This window comes from Cellvibrio sp. 25HG11W-0, from assembly GCF_057815475.1.
This window is the reverse complement of record NZ_CM174230.1, coordinates 2,189,232-2,206,149: the sequence shown is the minus strand read 5'-3', so window position 1 is coordinate 2,206,149 and position 16,918 is coordinate 2,189,232. Positions and strand designations below refer to the sequence as shown.

At 45.7% G+C, this 16,918-nt stretch carries 16 protein-coding genes; 8 read left to right on the top strand and 8 right to left on the bottom strand.

The window, feature by feature from the left end; all coding sequences use genetic code 11:
• Positions 1-11 precede the first annotated feature (11 nt).
• A complete protein-coding gene (locus AC0KUT_RS09185) occupies positions 12-1,220 on the bottom strand; it encodes an alginate export family protein (protein ID WP_488835314.1) in 1,209 nt (402 codons plus the stop codon).
• Positions 1,221-1,911: 691 nt separating this feature from the next.
• Between AC0KUT_RS09185 and AC0KUT_RS09180 the strand changes: the two genes are divergently transcribed.
• Positions 1,912-4,368, top strand: coding sequence for a glycoside hydrolase family 94 protein (locus AC0KUT_RS09180; RefSeq protein ID WP_488835313.1), 2,457 nt, complete (start codon positions 1,912-1,914; stop codon positions 4,366-4,368).
• 257 nt (positions 4,369-4,625) lie between these two features.
• Positions 4,626-5,621, top strand: a complete 996-nt coding sequence (glk, locus tag AC0KUT_RS09175) for a glucokinase (protein WP_488835311.1) — start codon at positions 4,626-4,628, stop codon at positions 5,619-5,621.
• Positions 5,622-5,702: 81 nt separating this feature from the next.
• Here the strand turns inward: glk and AC0KUT_RS09170 are convergent, their stop codons facing one another.
• On the bottom strand, positions 5,703-6,725 hold the full coding sequence (locus tag AC0KUT_RS09170) for a LacI family DNA-binding transcriptional regulator (protein ID WP_488835309.1): 1,023 nt from the start codon (positions 6,723-6,725) through the stop codon (positions 5,703-5,705).
• A gap of 359 nt (positions 6,726-7,084) precedes the next feature.
• Between AC0KUT_RS09170 and AC0KUT_RS09165 the strand changes: the two genes are divergently transcribed.
• Complete coding sequence (locus tag AC0KUT_RS09165; RefSeq protein ID WP_488835307.1) at positions 7,085-8,431, top strand: MFS transporter; 1,347 nt, start codon at positions 7,085-7,087, stop codon at positions 8,429-8,431.
• 329 nt (positions 8,432-8,760) lie between these two features.
• On the opposite strand, the gene rlmF is transcribed toward AC0KUT_RS09165, so the two are convergent.
• Positions 8,761-9,726 (bottom strand): 23S rRNA (adenine(1618)-N(6))-methyltransferase RlmF, encoded by a 966-nt coding sequence (gene rlmF, locus AC0KUT_RS09160; RefSeq protein ID WP_488835304.1) that lies wholly within the window; start codon positions 9,724-9,726, stop codon positions 8,761-8,763.
• A 372-nt stretch (positions 9,727-10,098) separates the two neighbouring features.
• Here rlmF and AC0KUT_RS09155 point away from each other — a divergent pair, with 372 nt between their 5' ends.
• Positions 10,099-10,467, top strand: a complete 369-nt coding sequence (locus AC0KUT_RS09155; RefSeq protein WP_488835303.1) for an HPF/RaiA family ribosome-associated protein — start codon at positions 10,099-10,101, stop codon at positions 10,465-10,467.
• 352 nt (positions 10,468-10,819) lie between these two features.
• Positions 10,820-10,984 carry a hypothetical protein gene (locus tag AC0KUT_RS09150; protein ID WP_488835301.1) on the top strand — a complete coding sequence of 55 codons (165 nt, stop codon included), beginning with the start codon at positions 10,820-10,822 and terminating at the stop codon, positions 10,982-10,984.
• An 83-nt stretch (positions 10,985-11,067) separates the two neighbouring features.
• Here the strand turns inward: AC0KUT_RS09150 and moaE are convergent, their stop codons facing one another.
• The 3 genes from moaE to moaC are packed head-to-tail and all read right to left on the bottom strand — an operon-like array spanning position 11,068 to position 12,307.
• A complete protein-coding gene (moaE, locus tag AC0KUT_RS09145) occupies positions 11,068-11,535 on the bottom strand; it encodes a molybdopterin synthase catalytic subunit MoaE (protein WP_488835300.1) in 468 nt (155 codons plus the stop codon).
• Positions 11,536-11,814, bottom strand: coding sequence for a MoaD/ThiS family protein (locus AC0KUT_RS09140; RefSeq protein ID WP_488835298.1), 279 nt, complete (start codon positions 11,812-11,814; stop codon positions 11,536-11,538).
• Positions 11,801-12,307: a cyclic pyranopterin monophosphate synthase MoaC gene (gene moaC / locus AC0KUT_RS09135; RefSeq protein ID WP_488835296.1), complete on the bottom strand. Its 507-nt coding sequence runs from the start codon at positions 12,305-12,307 to the stop codon at positions 11,801-11,803. The genes AC0KUT_RS09140 and moaC overlap by 14 nt, the downstream gene beginning before the upstream one ends.
• A gap of 145 nt (positions 12,308-12,452) precedes the next feature.
• Between moaC and dusA the strand changes: the two genes are divergently transcribed.
• The 3 genes from dusA to AC0KUT_RS09120 all read left to right on the top strand — a co-directional run bounded on the left by dusA (position 12,453) and on the right by AC0KUT_RS09120 (position 15,036).
• Positions 12,453-13,475, top strand: a complete 1,023-nt coding sequence (dusA, locus tag AC0KUT_RS09130) for a tRNA dihydrouridine(20/20a) synthase DusA (RefSeq protein ID WP_488835295.1) — start codon at positions 12,453-12,455, stop codon at positions 13,473-13,475.
• 156 nt (positions 13,476-13,631) lie between these two features.
• A complete protein-coding gene (tal, locus tag AC0KUT_RS09125) occupies positions 13,632-14,585 on the top strand; it encodes a transaldolase (RefSeq protein ID WP_488835293.1) in 954 nt (317 codons plus the stop codon).
• Complete coding sequence (locus tag AC0KUT_RS09120; protein ID WP_488835291.1) at positions 14,578-15,036, top strand: tellurite resistance TerB family protein; 459 nt, start codon at positions 14,578-14,580, stop codon at positions 15,034-15,036. Before tal ends, AC0KUT_RS09120 begins: the two co-directional genes overlap by 8 nt.
• 19 nt (positions 15,037-15,055) lie before the next feature.
• Here AC0KUT_RS09120 and AC0KUT_RS09115 read toward each other — a convergent pair whose 3' ends face one another.
• Positions 15,056-15,538, bottom strand: coding sequence for an STAS domain-containing protein (locus AC0KUT_RS09115; RefSeq protein WP_488835289.1), 483 nt, complete (start codon positions 15,536-15,538; stop codon positions 15,056-15,058).
• Complete coding sequence (locus tag AC0KUT_RS09110; RefSeq protein ID WP_488835288.1) at positions 15,538-16,746, bottom strand: PP2C family protein-serine/threonine phosphatase; 1,209 nt, start codon at positions 16,744-16,746, stop codon at positions 15,538-15,540. The genes AC0KUT_RS09115 and AC0KUT_RS09110 overlap by 1 nt, the downstream gene beginning before the upstream one ends.
• Between the last annotated feature and the right edge of the window lie 172 nt (positions 16,747-16,918).

Genomic DNA, 16,918 nt, shown 5'->3' with positions numbered 1-16,918 from the left:
CACTACAAGCCTTAGAAATTCCAATCCGCCATCAACCAAAACTTAGTGGTATCTGAACCAAAAGTATCTTTAGAATAGGTGGCATACTTAGCGGTATAGGCTACGGCACCAAACTTTTTACCAAGGCTAATGTCGTACTCAGTACCATAATCCAACCCACCTACATCAGACTTTAGGTCATGATAACTTAGCAACAACTGCGCGCCTGCCACCGCAGTACCCACATTCAAATAAACATCTTTAACACCCTTAGCGGGAGTCGTTAAAAATCTATCCGTCCAACCTTGGAAGGCATGCAATGTAGCCAGCGATGTCGTAAATGCTGCCTTACCATCATCAGAGCCAAGCACCTCATAACCTAAAGTAACTGCAAAGCGCGAAATATTGGCAGTCACTTCAGCCAAGATGTAATCAGTTGAATAGCTCATGGGATTTTTTGCAGCATCTGATTGTTTTGCATATTCCAAGTTGTAAGTAAAACTATCACTTACACTACCCTGCCAGCGCACACCATAGGTATCACTCGATAAAGCTGCGAGGGTTTTATTGTCCAGCAAATAAGCATACCCAATTAACTTACCCGCACTAAACCCTGTGTAACTCGCATTTAACAGATGACTATCTTGGTTGTGGTCACCTGCGGCCGCACCAGTAGTGACATTAGCCTCACCAAAAATACGGTTGGCATTGGCTACATAGGCATAAAAGAAATTGGTGTAACGTAAGCTTTTATTACTAATTGAAACTGCATCATAAGTTTGCTCGTTCTGACGCCACCCCACATTGCCAACGAAGCGCGCATTATCCAAAATAATACGCTGACGACCATATTTAACTTGATTATTAAATGTAGTGTAAGAAATGAAAGCCTGATTAACCTCAGTCCCCTCTGGATCAATGATCGCAGCGGTATTACCGAAAGTCCCATTACCGTAATTGTAATCAACCTTGTTATCCAATTCAGTCACATCATCAAATTCAGCCGTTAAACCAAAACCATTCCAAGCACCAGATTGATAAGATATACGCGAGCGCAATGTAAGCGCATCAGAATCCTCAAGCCCATCCCAGCTCACATCTTCATAGCGTGTACGAAAATTGACTTTTACACTACTTCCCTGCTGCAGAGATTCTGTAAATGTTTTTTCGGCGAAACTTGGGGCAGCTACTACAAGTGAACTTATTGCTGCAGCCAGAAGATGAATCGCGTGTTTTTTCATAGAGCTTTCTCCAAAGTATTTGTAATATAGGTATGGGTCATCAGCGCTCATTGCGTAAATTTTTATTAGAAATTTACAAAGCTTTTTTGTGCAAAAAAATAAATTTACTTTTATTGCACTATTGTGGCGTGACTGATTTTTACTTGAGCAAGGGCTATGCCAACAAAACCCCCAAGAACAAACAAACCTTACAACTCTTTTAATATCAAGGAGATAGAAAAAATTCAAAAAACAAACCTGAAATTTACTCGCTTTTTTATACGCACTTTAATGGTGATAGTTAATTTTGGCGCGCGCCAACTTCTAACAAATAAAATAATCACATGCACCACAAAAATACTTTTATTTGCACGCTTGAAAAATAAGGCGCACCTTATTAACGCAGACACCAATCTAAAGTACCGACGCAACCATACCAACCGCTCAGTCTCAGTTAATTTTTTTACAAAACGCAATTTTGATCGAGCCCTCTCATAATTTCTTCACTACCCTTTCAACCCATTCGAACCCGCACGCGCGTTGACTTCCACCCTCTCCCCCACTAAGATAACGGCCCCTAAAGTACCCCCCGATTGCCCACTTAGCGGCCAAAATAACGGCAGCCATAAAAAAAATAGGGTAATTCTGCGCCTGCCCAGAGTATCCGGCGCAACCACAACGACAACTACCCTTCACAGGAGCACAAAAGCACATGGCGACTAATCCTTACGGCCATTTTGACGATGCCAACCGCGAGTATGTTATTACCCGTCCCGACACCCCTCTTCCCTGGCTTAATTATTTAGGCTCGGATGAGTTTTTTGGTCTCTGCACCAACACTGCGGGTGGCTATACCTTTTGGAAGGACGCCAAGCTGCGCCGTTTGACCCGCTATCGCTACAACAACGTGCCCTATGACTTGGGTGGCCGCTATCTCTACGTAAATGACGGTGGCGATGTTTGGAACCCGGGCTGGAAGCCAGTAAAAGCAGAAGTGGATCACTACGAGTGCCGTCACGGTTTAGGCTACAGCCGCATTGCCAGTGAAAAAAATGGCCTGAAAGTAGAAAGCCTGTTTTTTGTGCCCAACAAAGAAAACTTGGAATTATGGCAAGTAAAAGTTACCAATAACTCCAAGGTGAAGAAGTCCGTCAAACTCTACTCCTATCAAGAGTTTTGCTTCTTTGAAGCATTAAATGATATGACCAACTATCAACGCACCTTCTCTATTGGAGAAGTTGAAGTTGAAGGTAGCGCGATTTATCACAAGACCGAATACCGCGAGCGCCGCAATCACTACACCATGTTTGCCTGTACTCGCCCTATTTCTGGTTTTGACACCAGCCGCGATCAATTCGTAGGCATCCATGAAGGCCTGCACGAAGCGCGCGTTCCTTTCGCAGGTAAAGCGAGCAACTCCAAGGCGTTCGGCTGGAACCCTATCGGCAGTCACGAAGTCACCTTGGAATTGGAACCCGGTCAAACTGAAGAGTTTGCCTATATCCTCGCCTACGTTGAGCAAGGCGATAAGCCAAAGTTCTCCAGCAAAGGCGTAATCAACAAAGAAGTTGGCCAAGCTATTTTGGATAAATACTCCAAGCCGGGCGCGGTTGCTGCAGCATTGAAAGTTATGAACGATTCCTGGGCGGGTATGCTCGGCAAATTCCAAGCAAAATGCCCCGACCCACATGCAAGCCGTATGTTGAATACTTGGAATCAGTACCAATGCATGGGCACCTTCAACATGTCGCGCTCTGCGTCTATGTATGAAACAGGCATCGGCCGCGGCATGGGTTTCCGTGATTCCAACCAAGATTTGTTGGGTTTTGTGCACTTAGTGCCAAGCCGTGCGCGCGAGCGTGTGCTGGACATTGCTGCAACACAATTGGAAGACGGCACTTGTTATCACCAATACCAACCGCTGACCAAAAAAGGTAACAGCGAAGTGGGCGGCGATTTCTATGACGATCACTTGTGGCTAATCCTCTCCACCACCGCTTACATCAAAGAGACTGGCGACTACTCCATCCTCGATGAAAAAATCGGTTATGCCGAGAAGGAATACACCAACGCTGCAGACAAAGAAACTTTGTTGCACCACTTGGAAACCAGCATTCGCTACACCATGACCAAACGCGGCCCACACGGCCTGCCATTGATTGGTCACGCTGACTGGAACGACTGCTTGAACCTTAACTGTTTCAGTACCGAACCCAACGAGAGCTTCCAATTGGCAGGCGACGTTGAAGGCAGTAAAGCCGAGTCGGTAATGATCGCTGGCTTGTTCCTTTACGCCAGCCGCGAAATGGCAGCACTTTACAGCGCCCAAGGCAAAACTGCTGACGCAGCGCGCATGGATGCAGACTACAAAACCATGCTCGATATCGTGGAAACTCAAGCATGGGATGGCGATTGGTACACTCGCGCCTTCGATGCGGAAGGTCGCCCAGTAGGCTCGCACACCAATGAAGAAGGTAAAATCTTCATTGAAAGCCAAGGCTGGTGTGTCCTCGGCGGCGCAGGTCAAGACAATGGCCGCGCACGCAAAGCAATGGAAGCGGTAGATAAACACCTCTTCACCAAAAACGGTGCGGTCTTGCAACAACCGGCTTACTCTGAATACCAGAAAGAATTAGGCGAAGTAACTTCCTATCCGCCTGGCGTGAAAGAAAACGCCGGTATTTTCTGCCATAACAATACCTGGATCAATCTGGGTTGGTGTGTACTGGGCGAAGGCGAAAAAGCACTTGAGTACTATCTGTCAATTTGCCCTTCGGCCAAAGAAGATCAAATTGATACCTACCGCGCCGAGCCTTATGTGTACGCACAGATGATCGCAGGTAAAGATGCCTCTTGCTTCGGAGAAGCCAAAAACTCTTGGCTAACCGGTACCGCTGCGTGGACCTTTGTGAGTGTGAGCCAAGGCCTGCTGGGTGTACAACCAGACTACAATGGCCTACGTTTAGATCCCTGTATTCCTAAAGCATGGCCAGGCTTCAGCGTTAGCCGTGAATTCCGCGGTTCACGTTATGAAATCGAAGTGAAAAACCCCAACGGCGTCTGTAAAGGCGTTGCCAAGTTGATTGTTGATGGCAAAGAAGTGGCAGGCAATGTGGTGCCCGTTGCTCCTGCGGGATCAACTGTTAATGTTGTGGTAGAACTGGGTTAATCCTGTTCAATAAAAAAGGCGGGGCTTGCCCCGCCTTTTTTATTGCTTCACTTCTAACTCAAGCTCGTACATGTTGAATGCGCTGCTCAATATGTCACTGTACTAGCCGAAACACATAAAACATGACTATAGTAGCGTCGATGCTTATTTAGAGCGCATCAAGCAGCTAGCACTTAAAACTCGCTGCCACACGATGGAATTCAATTAAAAACTGATCGCTAGAATCACTTCAAACAACGACAACATTGAGGAACCCCATGAGCTTATTACTGGTTGCCGATATAGGTGGAACAAACGGACGCTTTGGCCTAGTGGAATTTGATGCACACACTGCACGCACCAGCGGCCAAATAAATTACACCGCTGAGCGCCAAACCACTTTACGCTGTGGCGAATATCCCGATATGGCTGCAATGGTAAGGGCAAGTTGCAAAGAGTTTGGGGTAGACATGCCCGAGTTCGCCTGCTTCGCTATTGCTGGCCCCATCGAAAACGGCCAAGCAGCTATGACCAACCTTAATTGGAAGTTTTCCATTGACGCACTACGCGATCAACTAGGCATGAAAACTCTGCATGTAATTAATGACTTCGCCGCGCTCGCTTATGCCGTGCCTTACTTGCAAGACAACGAACTCACCAGCCTTTACACATCCAAATCCAATCCAGATGCACCTATCTGTGTCATGGGGCCCGGTACCGGCTTTGGCATGGCGGTCTTAGTGCCCAACAACGGCCAATGGAAAATCATTCCCACCGAAGGTGGTCACACCAGTTTTGCTCCCACCAATGAAAAAGAATTAGCTATTAAAGCCTTTTTATTGAAAGAACAAAATCATGTTTCCGTCGAAAACATTCTCTCCGGTGGCGGCTTGGTTAACCTTTATCGTGCCCTCGCTCACGAAGCAGGTATTACTGCTCAAGCATATTCACCCGCAGATGTAAGCATTAAAGGATTAGCCAACGAAGATCCAATTTGCCGCGAAGCTGTGCTCACCTTCTGCGATGTACTCGGTGAAGTCGCTGGTGATAAAGCACTCTCTCTCGGCGCACGCGGCGGCGTGGTGATTGGCGGTGGTATCACCCCAAAACTCCTCGACTTATTGCCTGAATCGCACTTCCTAGAGCGCTATAAAAACAAAGGCCCCATGGTGGGTTATGTGAGCGACATTTCAATTAAATTGATCATCAATGATAAAGCAGCACTCGTTGGCTCAGCCGCATGGTTGATTAACAATACTCCTGCACTCGCTTAATTATTTGTCCAGCTCTACGCTCATAAAAAATGCACCCTAGAGTGCATTTTTTATGAGTCATTAAACAACATCTAATTATAGTTACAACACCAATGGCGCAGCACCTGTTGAGTTGCGCTCAATAATGAGCGAGCTAAGGCTCGCGGTAGGCAGCACCAACTCCCCCCCTTTTATTTTTTTCAATAACAACTCCGTTGCATTTTTTGCCATCGCCCTAATGGGCTGCCGCACGGTTGTTAGTGTTGGCCAAATTTGATGAGCCACAGGCGTATCATCATAGCCCGCCACCGAAAGCTCTTGCGGAATTCCAATACCCAGCTGATGCGCCACCATGATTACCCCTGCCGCCATCTCATCATTCGCCGCAAAAATAGCTGTAGGCCGCTGCGTCTGCAATAACAACCTACGCGCGCATTGCTCTCCCGACTCAAAGGAGTTATCACCCTGCTGAACCCATTCCGACTTCAACACCAACTGATGCTCAAGCAGTGCGCTTTTATAACCTTCAAACCTTAATCCTATAGCGCGATGATCTGGATGCCCACAAATAAAACCAATGCGTTTATGACCCATAGCAATCAATTGACTGGTCATCATATGAGATGCGTCACGATCATTGGTTTCAACATAAGGAGACAACTGCTTCTCTTCCGTTGGCGCAACACGCACAAAAGGAATTGCCAAGCGCTTAAGCTCTTTGATAAGCGTGAGATTATCCGAAAGTGGCGGCGTTAAAATGACACCATCCACACGCTTCTCCAAGATCAACTCCGAGACCTCCGGCATTAATTTTGGATCGCGATTTGAAGCGGGATGCACTAGTAATTCATACCCCTGAGGACGACAAATCTCTAACACCCCCTCTTGAATATCCAACACATAATGAGCACTGGGGTCAGCGTAAATTAAGCCCAATACAAAGGACCGATTACCCGCCAAACTGCGCGCAGATAAGTTAGGGCGATACTGCAAGGCACTGATGGCAACTTCTACTTTAGCGCGCGTTGCTGGGCGCACATTTGGTTCACGATTAACGACCCGCGACACAGTTTTTATAGAGACGCCCGCCAAAGCGGCCACATCATCGATTGTAGTACTGGCCATTAAGTTTCCTATGAGCTCTTCTTGTTTTTGTCAGTTATTTTAAAACTTAAACAATATATTGTTGCGCGGATCCAATCATGAAACGTAGCAACCGCATTAAAAATAGTGCACTCGACGCTGTTACCCAGCGAAAACCAATACTTAAAGCTAATAAACATAATATGTCAACAAGACTATTAGCCGGATCACTATAGGATACAGCCAAAATATCCGAAATGAGCAATTATGGGATCTACAAAGCATGTGACAGCCAATAGACCATGCCTTATAGTACGGCGCCAGCATTGGCAAGACACACTAATACACGACGACAAAATATAACCTAAAAACAAAACCCAACTTAATAACAGGGGAACCAGATGCAATCTTCTTCACAGTACCGCCCAGCGTTTATCGCGGTAACCACCTTATTTTTCGCATGGGGCTTTATCACCTCCTTAATCGACCCATTAGTTGCATCCGTTAAAGGTATTTTTAGCCTTAGCGATGTAGAAGCCCAACTCAGCGCCTCGGCGTTTTTTATTGCCTACGGCATTATGAGCTTTCCTGCTGCAGTTGTACTCTCGCGCCGCAAATCAGTCCCCACCATTTTAATTGCTCTCGGCATGATGATCGCAGGCTGCCTATTGATGTTAGTGGCCGCCAATATAGAAATTTATGCATTAGTCCTGCTGGGCCTATTTGTACTTGCAGGCGGTATTACTATGCTGCAAGTAGCGGCCAACCCTCTTGCCGCCGCCTTAGGCGCCCCTGAAGGCAGTCACTTTCGACTCACCCTAAGCCAAGCTTTCAACAGTTTTGGTACTTTTTTGGGCCCATTAATTGGTGCCAGCCTATTCTTAAAGGGCTTAGAAGTAAAAGACGGTGCGCTTGTGACTGAAGCCGTGCGTGCTGATGCCCTTGCAGGCATTGATCGTGCCTACTTTTGGCTGGCAGGTATGATTGCCATGCTCGTGGTTTTCTTTTATGTGAGTCGCAATATAGTGACGAATGCCGCACCAGTCTCCTCTGATGAAACTGCACGCCGCGGCATAATCACTATGTTTATGGATGCAGTGCAATCCAAATGGTCACTGCTGGGCGGTCTAGCAATATTCCTTTATGTCGGTGCGGAAGTTGCCATAGGTACACAAATGGCACTCTTCCTCAATGCAGATAGCATTTGGGGCAATTCTGATGCAGCATTTAGCTTTCCATTAATTAGCTGGCTAGTTCCCTCCGATGGGGTTATCGGTATTTCATTGCAAGAAGCTGGCGCTATTACTGCAATTTACTGGGGTGGCGCTATGGTAGGCCGCTTGATTGGTTCAGTACTGCTTGCGCGCTTCAATGCGGCAAAACTTTTAGGCTTGTTTACCTTCATTGCCGCGGCCATGTGCGCTTACGTCATGCTGGTGGGCGGTGTTAGCGCAGGCTTTGTTGCCTTAGCAATTGGACTATTCAACTCCATCATGTTCCCGGTAATTTTTACCCTGACACTAGAGCGTTCAACCGCCAGCCGCGAAGCGACCTCAGGTTTCCTGTGCACCGCCATTATCGGTGGCGCATTTATTCCACTGTTAGTAGGTGCGGTATCTGGTCACTCTAGCTATGCGATCGCATTTATAGTGCCCGCAATTTGTTATGGATTGCTGTCAATCTTCGCGTTTAGTGCAAATAAAGCCAGAGCAGCCAATCAAGTTGAAGCTGGCTTGGTGGCTCACTAAGTTTAAAGTGACCGTTAAGATCATTACATTTCTACAAAAGCAGCACGAAACAACAGCGCCTCATCCCCCTTCAGTCATTTACATGATTAATAGGTATGAGGCGCTGTTGTTTTAACCGATGACAAGGCTCTACTTAATTCTCAACAAATACACTCTTCAGTTATCTCTATGCCTTAGTGTCTTAAAATTGCACGATCACCCAAACCTGCTGGACACAGTCTATGATGCTGCAGCAGTTTCTTTTGGTGTGGCTGCCCATCGTTAAAATGGCATTCGAAGAATTAATAAATCTAAAACCAACCCATTCAAGATGTGAATACCGACGGAAACTAGTGATAAGTCCACGCCAGTACGCGTGTTATCTTGCTGCCCTGTCTCATTTCAATTTCTCGAACATCGATTGCAGCAAGTTTGCGCAAGAGTTTTTTGGCAGGCTGAAGATTATCATTTTTAGAGACAAGCGTTGTAAACCAGCGGCACTGACTTGAAAACATACGACTCTCTTTAATCATTGCTCTTAAAAATTTTCGCTCTCCACCCCTACACCACAACTCTGCTTTTTGGCCACCAAAATTCAAAGCGGATGATGCAGAAGAAGAGGAATTGTGCGCGAGACTTAAGGCTGAATTGTTTGAAGCCAAATTATCCCGCTTTTTTTGATTTCCTTTTAGCGCCTCTTCTAACGACGTGTGAAAGGGCGGATTACATACGCTAACATCAAATTTCTCATTCGCCTGAATAATGCCGTTAAAAATATGCGCTTTCTCAGGCTGAAGACGTAAATCTATACCATTTTTTAAGCTCGGATTTTTAGCAATAATTGTCGCCACATTGACCAGTGCTTGCGGGTCGATATCACTGGCAACGCAATCCCACCCATAAACTTTACAAGCGAGCAGGCTATAGATTCCGTTAGCACCGGTACCTATATCAAGTAGCTTAACTGAACTGACAGGACCAGGCGTTTGCTCCCCCGCCATCAAAAGATCAGCAACATAATGAAGGTAATCGGCCCTGCCCGGTATTGGCGGACAAAGATAGCCCTCTGGAATAGACCAATCATCAATACCGTAAACATACTTAAGCAGCGCAGTATTTAGGGCCACTACGGCATTTGAATCTGCAAAATCAATTGATATGTTGCCGTGAATATTCTTTGCCACAAATTTTTTGAGCGGAGGATAGCATTCAGCTAATGCTGAAAAATCATACCCTTGCCTATGTAAATTTTTGGGGTGTAAGTTTTTTTTCAGGCCTTGTTTTATCGGTGCTTTATCGCTCTTTTGTGTAGTCACGGGTTATTACGATGCTCTCGAAAAAAGGTAGTTATAAGTTAGCTATTAGGTGTCAGCATGAGTATACCCTGCTGGATAAAAATGACGGAACTTATCATCACACAGCACTACGGACTATAACAAAAGGCAGCAAATGGTTTACTGAACTAGCTTACAGAGAAGATTGCAGGCTATTTGCTAGGTTAACTCAGCAACTACGCTGCAAGGCTAGCGCGATCGGATCGAGCATGTCATGCAACAAGTACATTATTATTTTAATAGGTTGTGTTACTGTTCAAGCTCGCTCAGTGCAATGAAGAACGGAGCGAATAAAAATTGCACACAAACTAATTTACATTTGTTTTATTCATACCGGAATTACAGGAAGACACTATGAAGATCCAAATTAATACTGATGCCAATATCCATGGCACTGAAGCACTAGCCGCTCAAATTAGCGCCTCAGTCGAGCAAGCATTAGAGCGTTTTAAAGAACAGATCACCCGAGTGGAAGTTCATTTAAGTGACGAAAGTCACGGCAAAAGCGGCCAGCATGACCATCGTTGTATGCTGGAAGCCCGCCTTGAAGGCCGGCAACCAGTGGCGGTAACAAACCATGCCACTACGCTCGATCAAGCAGTAGATGGCGCGACTCAGAAGCTGGAGCACCTACTAGAGAAAACACTTGGCCGCTTGCACGACCGCCGCGAGAAGGCCTCTCACCTGCCGCTGCCCGAAGAGACAGAACCAGTACAAGAATAATGGTCACAACCACCAACACGTTACTTCGCGAAAAAGCGCCGCAATAAAAATTAGACGCTAATCCGTAATTATTGGGGGCAACCTATTGATTGCCCCCAATTACAGTAAAACAAAAATCCCCCTACCATCACAACATCTGCCAAAAAAATACCTTCGCTATAAGTGTCATTCGTCACTCACCCGTTACAAGAAAAGTGTGCTCATCTAATCTACTGGTATTAGACGTATAGGCAGTCAACTTATTAATTTTCACTCGCGGAGCTATTTACTCACGGAAAATGGCTTCCTCAGCATCTGCAAACTGCAAATATAAGTAGGCGGTAAGTTAATAAACACAGAATCTACTAATTAGTTGCAATACCAAGAAGCTGGTAGCTATAAGAGCTCTATTGACATTAAAAGTGCAGGTAAACAGAGCGCATATTTTACGACACCTAAAGATGCAATCAACACAATAACGAAAGGGCCAAGTCTTCATGTGGTGGTAGAAGTCGCGGACATGGGACACCCGCGTTAACTCGCTATCAACGGGTGAATTGTCGACATCGAATAAAAAACTCTAAAAGTGATTTTTATAAAGACTGATATAAAGACAATTAACTACCAACGCTCTGCCGCTTTTTGATCTTTATTTAGTGACTCAAGCCATACTGAATCACCCGCCACCGTTAATTCTTTCTTCCAAAACGGTGCGCGGGTTTTCAAATAATCCATTAAAAATTCACATGCTTCAAATGCATCTAAGCGATGAGCACTACTAACACCCACATAGACAATCTGATCACCCAAAGTCAAATCACCTACGCGATGAACTATGCGCGCAGCATGTAGATCCCAGCGCTGCCTTGCCTCTTCAATTATTTGCAACAATGCCTTTTCCGTCATTCCGGGATAATGCTCTAAACGCAAACCAACAACTTCTCGCTCTAGATTCATATCGCGTACGAGCCCCACAAAAAATACTGCCGCACCTGCTGCTGTATCTTTTTCTGCTCCTACACCAAGTAATTTTTCATATTCATCTGCAATTGAGAAATCTTGAGCTTGTACTGCCACAGAAAAATTCATCTACCCCCCCGTCACAGGTGGGAAAAAACCCACTTCAGCACCCGCCGGCACAAGGCTGTGCGACTTAGCATAGTCGTGATTAATAGATGCCAACAGTTGCGTAGCTTGAAGTACAGCTTGCCATTCGGGATGCAGCAATACGATACGCTGTTTTAGTGCTGCAATAGATTCATCTGCAATAAACGGCAGATCTATAGCATCAGTGTGCAATTGTTCGCGTAACTGCGCAAAAAATAAAACTTTAATCATAAGTACTGTATTTGAATTAATTATTTGCATCTTCATGAACCTTAGGCATTCCGCGCTCATAATGCCCGCGCCTGCCACCTGACTTCTCGAGCAGATATATCTGCTCAATAACCATGCCCATATCGATCGCTTTGCACATATCGTAAATAGTCAAAGCTGTAATCGTCGCCGCTGTGAGGGCCTCCATTTCAACGCCCGTTTGACCGCTGAGTTTGCAAAAGCTGGTAATTTCTACTGCGGAATTTTTCTCATCCACAACAAAATCTACCGCAACCTTACTAAGCGCCAAGGGATGACACAGTGGAATCAAATCAGAACATTTTTTTGCGGCTTGAATTCCCGCTATGCGCGCGACTGCAAGCACATCGCCCTTTTTTAAACTATTAGCCTGAATCTGGCGTAAAGTCTCGGCTTGCATCACAACGCGCGCAAAGGCACGCGCTTCACGCACGGTGACCGGCTTATCAGAAACATCTACCATGCTGGCACTGCCAGCCGAATCTATGTGGGTTAAAACAGACATTCACTCACTCGCATCATTAAATTTGGGCCACAATTAAACTGGGATATCATGCATCACAATGCAAATAAGGCTATCATAAACCACCTTCTGAGGTTTACCCGCTAAATTTCAGCTTTTCCACTTTTTGAAAAATTATCTGCGATTAATGACTGCCTCACCAATTACCAAACACTTCACCAGCCACCGTTTTTGTCTAGCCCCCATGATGGAATGGTCAACCTCTGACTGTCGCACATTCTGGCGCTTACTCACCAAAGACGCACTTCTATACACCGAAATGGTGACAACGGGTGCCTTGTTAAATGGCGATAAAGCGCGCTTTTTAGACTTTAACGCGGCCGAACAACCGCTGGCACTGCAATTAGGCGGCAGCAACCCTAAGGCCTTAGCTGAGTGCGCGCGCATTGCTGAAGGCTGGGGCTATGCAGAGGTAAATCTGAATTGCGGCTGCCCGAGTGATCGTGTGCAAAATAATATGATAGGTGCATGCCTTATGGCTGAGCCGCAATTAGTCGCTGACTGTATTGCGGAGATGCAAGCTGCCGTTAAAATTCCTGTTACGGTCAAACACCGAATTGGTATAGACGATATGGATGACTACGCAGGGCTAGAGCAGTTTGTGCGCACTATTGCGGAAACTGGCTGTCAGACCTTTATAGTTCATGCGCGTAAAGCTTGGCTTAAAGGCTTAAGCCCCAAAGAAAATCGCGAAGTGCCGCCACTTCAATACGATAAAGTCATGCAATTAAAACAGGACTTCCCCCATCTCAACATTGTGATCAATGGCGGAATTACTAATTTAGCGCAAACAAAAAGCCTGCTCGAATCTCTTGATGGCGTAATGATAGGTCGCGAAGCCTACTCTAACCCCTATATGCTGGCGGATGTAGATCAAGAGCTATTCGGCAGCAAGCGCCCTATTGCAAGCCGGGAAGAGGTAATGGAAGGATTTGTTGCATATTGCTCAGATCAGCTGGCAAAGGGCACGCGCCTAAATCATTTAACCCGTCATATTCTGGGACTTTATCAAGGATTACCTGGCGCACGTCAGTTTCGTCGCCTCATCAGCGAAGAAGCGCATAAACCCGGCGCAGGAATTGAATTGCTCAAGCGCGCAATTCTCATGCTAAATAGGCTAAAATCACCCACTGTAACTAACTCTCGATGACATAAGGCAAAAGCCACATAATAAGTCTGCACTTTTAGTCAAAGTAGCACTAAGAACAGGTCAAACTGTAAAAGCGGCTACCCACTAAAAGTCAAAAAGACTATAATTGACAAAACCACCCACTGCTTGAATTGAATATCAAATAGGAAATTTATAGTGACCACTAAACTCGAACAGCTAAAGCAATTTACCGATGTAGTAGCCGACACAGGCGATATTGAAGCCATTCGCCTCTACAAGCCCATGGATGCCACCACCAATCCATCTCTGGTATACAAAGCTGCACAAATGCCGCAATACCAAGACTTGGTGACTGCCTCTATAAATGCAACCAAGCACATTACCAACAGCGCCGAGCAACTGAGCAGCGCCTGCGACAACTTGGCAGTAGGCATTGGCTTGGAAATTTTGAAGCTGGTTCCTGGCCGGATATCAACTGAAGTAGATGCCCGTTTGTCATTCGACACCAAGGCAAGCATTGACAAAGCACATCAGTTGATTGATTTGTATGCCAAGGGCGGTGCCGACAAGTCACGCGTATTGATCAAACTGGCCTCAACATGGGAAGGTATTCGCGCTGCCGAAGTACTTGAAAAAGAAGGTATTAACTGCAACCTAACCTTGCTGTTTGGCTTTAATCAAGCTGCTGCCTGTGCTGATGCTGGTGCATTTTTGATTTCTCCTTTTGTTGGCCGTATTCTGGATTGGTACAAAGCCAATACCGACAAAAAGGAATACACCGCCGAAGAAGATCCAGGTGTAATTTCTGTACGCCACATCTACAACTACTACAAGCAAAACGGCTATAACACTGTCGTTATGGGTGCAAGTTTCCGCAACCTTGGCGAAATTGAAGCATTGGCTGGCTGTGATCGCCTGACCATTAGCCCACAACTGCTGCAAGAGCTGGATCAAGACCAAGGTAAATTAGAGCGTGTTTTATCGCCGACAAAAGCTGGTGAAACCATTGCTAAGCTGATTGATACTGAGGCGAGCTTCCGCTTTGGCATGAATCAAGATGCTATGGCAACTGACAAGTTAGGCGAAGGTATTCGCGGTTTCGTGAAAGACCAAATCAACCTAGAGAACTTGCTAAAAGCTCGTGCTTAATCGTCTTTCGCGCTTTATCGAACGTCATCTGCAGCCTGCAGATGACGTTTCCGCGCCTCTCAGCACCCACCAGAAAAAACTGGCCTCTGCCGCACTTTTAATAGAAGTTGCTATGGCAGATCACGACTTCTCGCCCATAGAGTTAGAGCAACTGATTCGATCTCTGCAGCAGAAATTTGAACTGGATACAGAAGAAACACTTGCACTGGTTGATAACGCCAAAACTGAGCGTCGCGATGCAAGCTCACTGTATCAATTTACTCAGCTGATTAATCAACACTGTGATGAGACTGAAAAATTTGCCTTAATTAAAGCAATGTGGGAAATGGCTTACGCCGATGGGCAACTCGATAAATACGAAGATTATATTATTCGAAAAGTGGCAGACCTGATTCACATCACCCACTCTGATTTTATTCGCGCCAAGAGCCTCACCAAGACGACGCTCTAACGACATTCTCTCCTAGTCTCTAGCTGTTTTCTAGCATAGTAACCAAGTTACTAAATGTATCTGAATTTGATTTATTCAATCCCATCAAAATCTTGTGCGCCTCCAGCACCTTTTCCTTCACCAGCTGCTCATCACAGTCCATACAATTTAAAGGCGTAGCAGCCAATGCTGGTGAATCGAGACGCTCTACAATAGTAAATATATCAGCAAACCCCATGGTCGATAGTATTCGCTGAATGCTAGGGTTAGATGCCAAAATAACAGGCGTCATACCCTGGCGCTCTTGGCCTAAAATAGAAATCTTAGCCATCAGGCCTAGCGTAGTACTGTCTATAGCTTCCGCATCGGCAAGATCGAATAAGACTGACGTAAACTCTGGGTCAACAAACATGGCATCGATAAATTGATCAAAAGAAATGCACAGGGTTAGACGCACGTCCCCCAACATTTTAATCACATAGACACCGCCATGATCTGCAACCAGAATCTGACCTGGTTTCATTAACTAACACCTCGAGAGATGGTTAAAACAGCGATATCATCAGGATTATCGCGCATATCTTTAATAGCTAAAGTATTACAGACAGCGTTAAAACTGCCAGTTGTTCTAGCTACTCTTGCGAGCAGTTGCGCTTCTTTCTCCAAAAGCACCTCCTCTGGTAAAACTTCTAAAATACCATCAGAAAAACACGTCAACGCAAAAACATCAGGCAATTTATAGTGATATATTTGCCAGCTGACATCTTTGAAAATTCCCACTGGCTTGCCACAACCTTCTAAATACAAGGCTTTTCCACCCGTGCTAATTATAGGCAAAGGTAAATGCCCAGCCACCACATAGCGCATATCCTGAGTGTGAGTATCTATCACACCCACAAAAAACGTAAGATGGTGACCTAAGCGCGCCTCCAATAACTCACGATTGATATGCTGTAACATTCGATTTGTGTCCAGCTCAAAAGACTCTGCATCACCGAATAAACCCTCCTCTCGCACCATACGACTGACCAAATGCTTGAGCCAAATGGTAACAAAAGCAGAAGATGCACCATGGCCCGATACATCAGCCAGATAAAACGCGAGGTAACGGTCATTAATGTGCGCATAATCAACAAAGTCTCCACTCAAAAAAAGTGAAGGCGCTATGGCATGTGCTGCGGAATAACCCTCGGGAGTCAATAAGCCTGAGGGCATCATACGCCGCTGCACGCGACGCCCAGCGATTTGATCACGCTCAAGCGTACGCAGATTTTCTTTTAACTCGCGATTTACACGCTCAAGCTGTTCACGATAACGCAAATTCTCAAGCTCCAAATCACAGCGATCAAGCACTCTGTATATAGAATGCACGAGAACCTCTAAATCGACTATAGGTTTAATCAGGTAATCGCGTGCACCTAGACGTAAGGCCGTTACTACATCGCTCATAACACCAGCACCGGAAATCACTATGACGGGCAGCTTTGGCGATATATCGTGCAGTTCTTGAAGTAATTGCAGGCCATCTAAGCCAGACATACGTAAATCGGTAATAATAAGATCGGGATAGGTAGCAGAATGCTGGGTAATTGAGGCAAGTAGTTGCAAGGCACTGGCAGCATCCGCCAGCCCTTGAACTGCAAAGCCACTATCTTGGAGATAGGTCTCTATGCTTTGGCGGACGAGTGTGTCGTCATCGATGATAAGCAGTTTTCTGCTCGAGTTTGTCATCTGCTGCTCTGCATTTAGCGCTGGAGTTATAAGTGTGCTGAGGCGCGTAACACTACTCTTTCACCACCGCCAGTGCAAGCTTTAAAGGCGCTCAAAGCCTCCTCTAGGTATGGCAAAATCACCGAGAACTAAGCACCTGTAAGATGTGGTTTTTAAATCACATAAAGCCAGC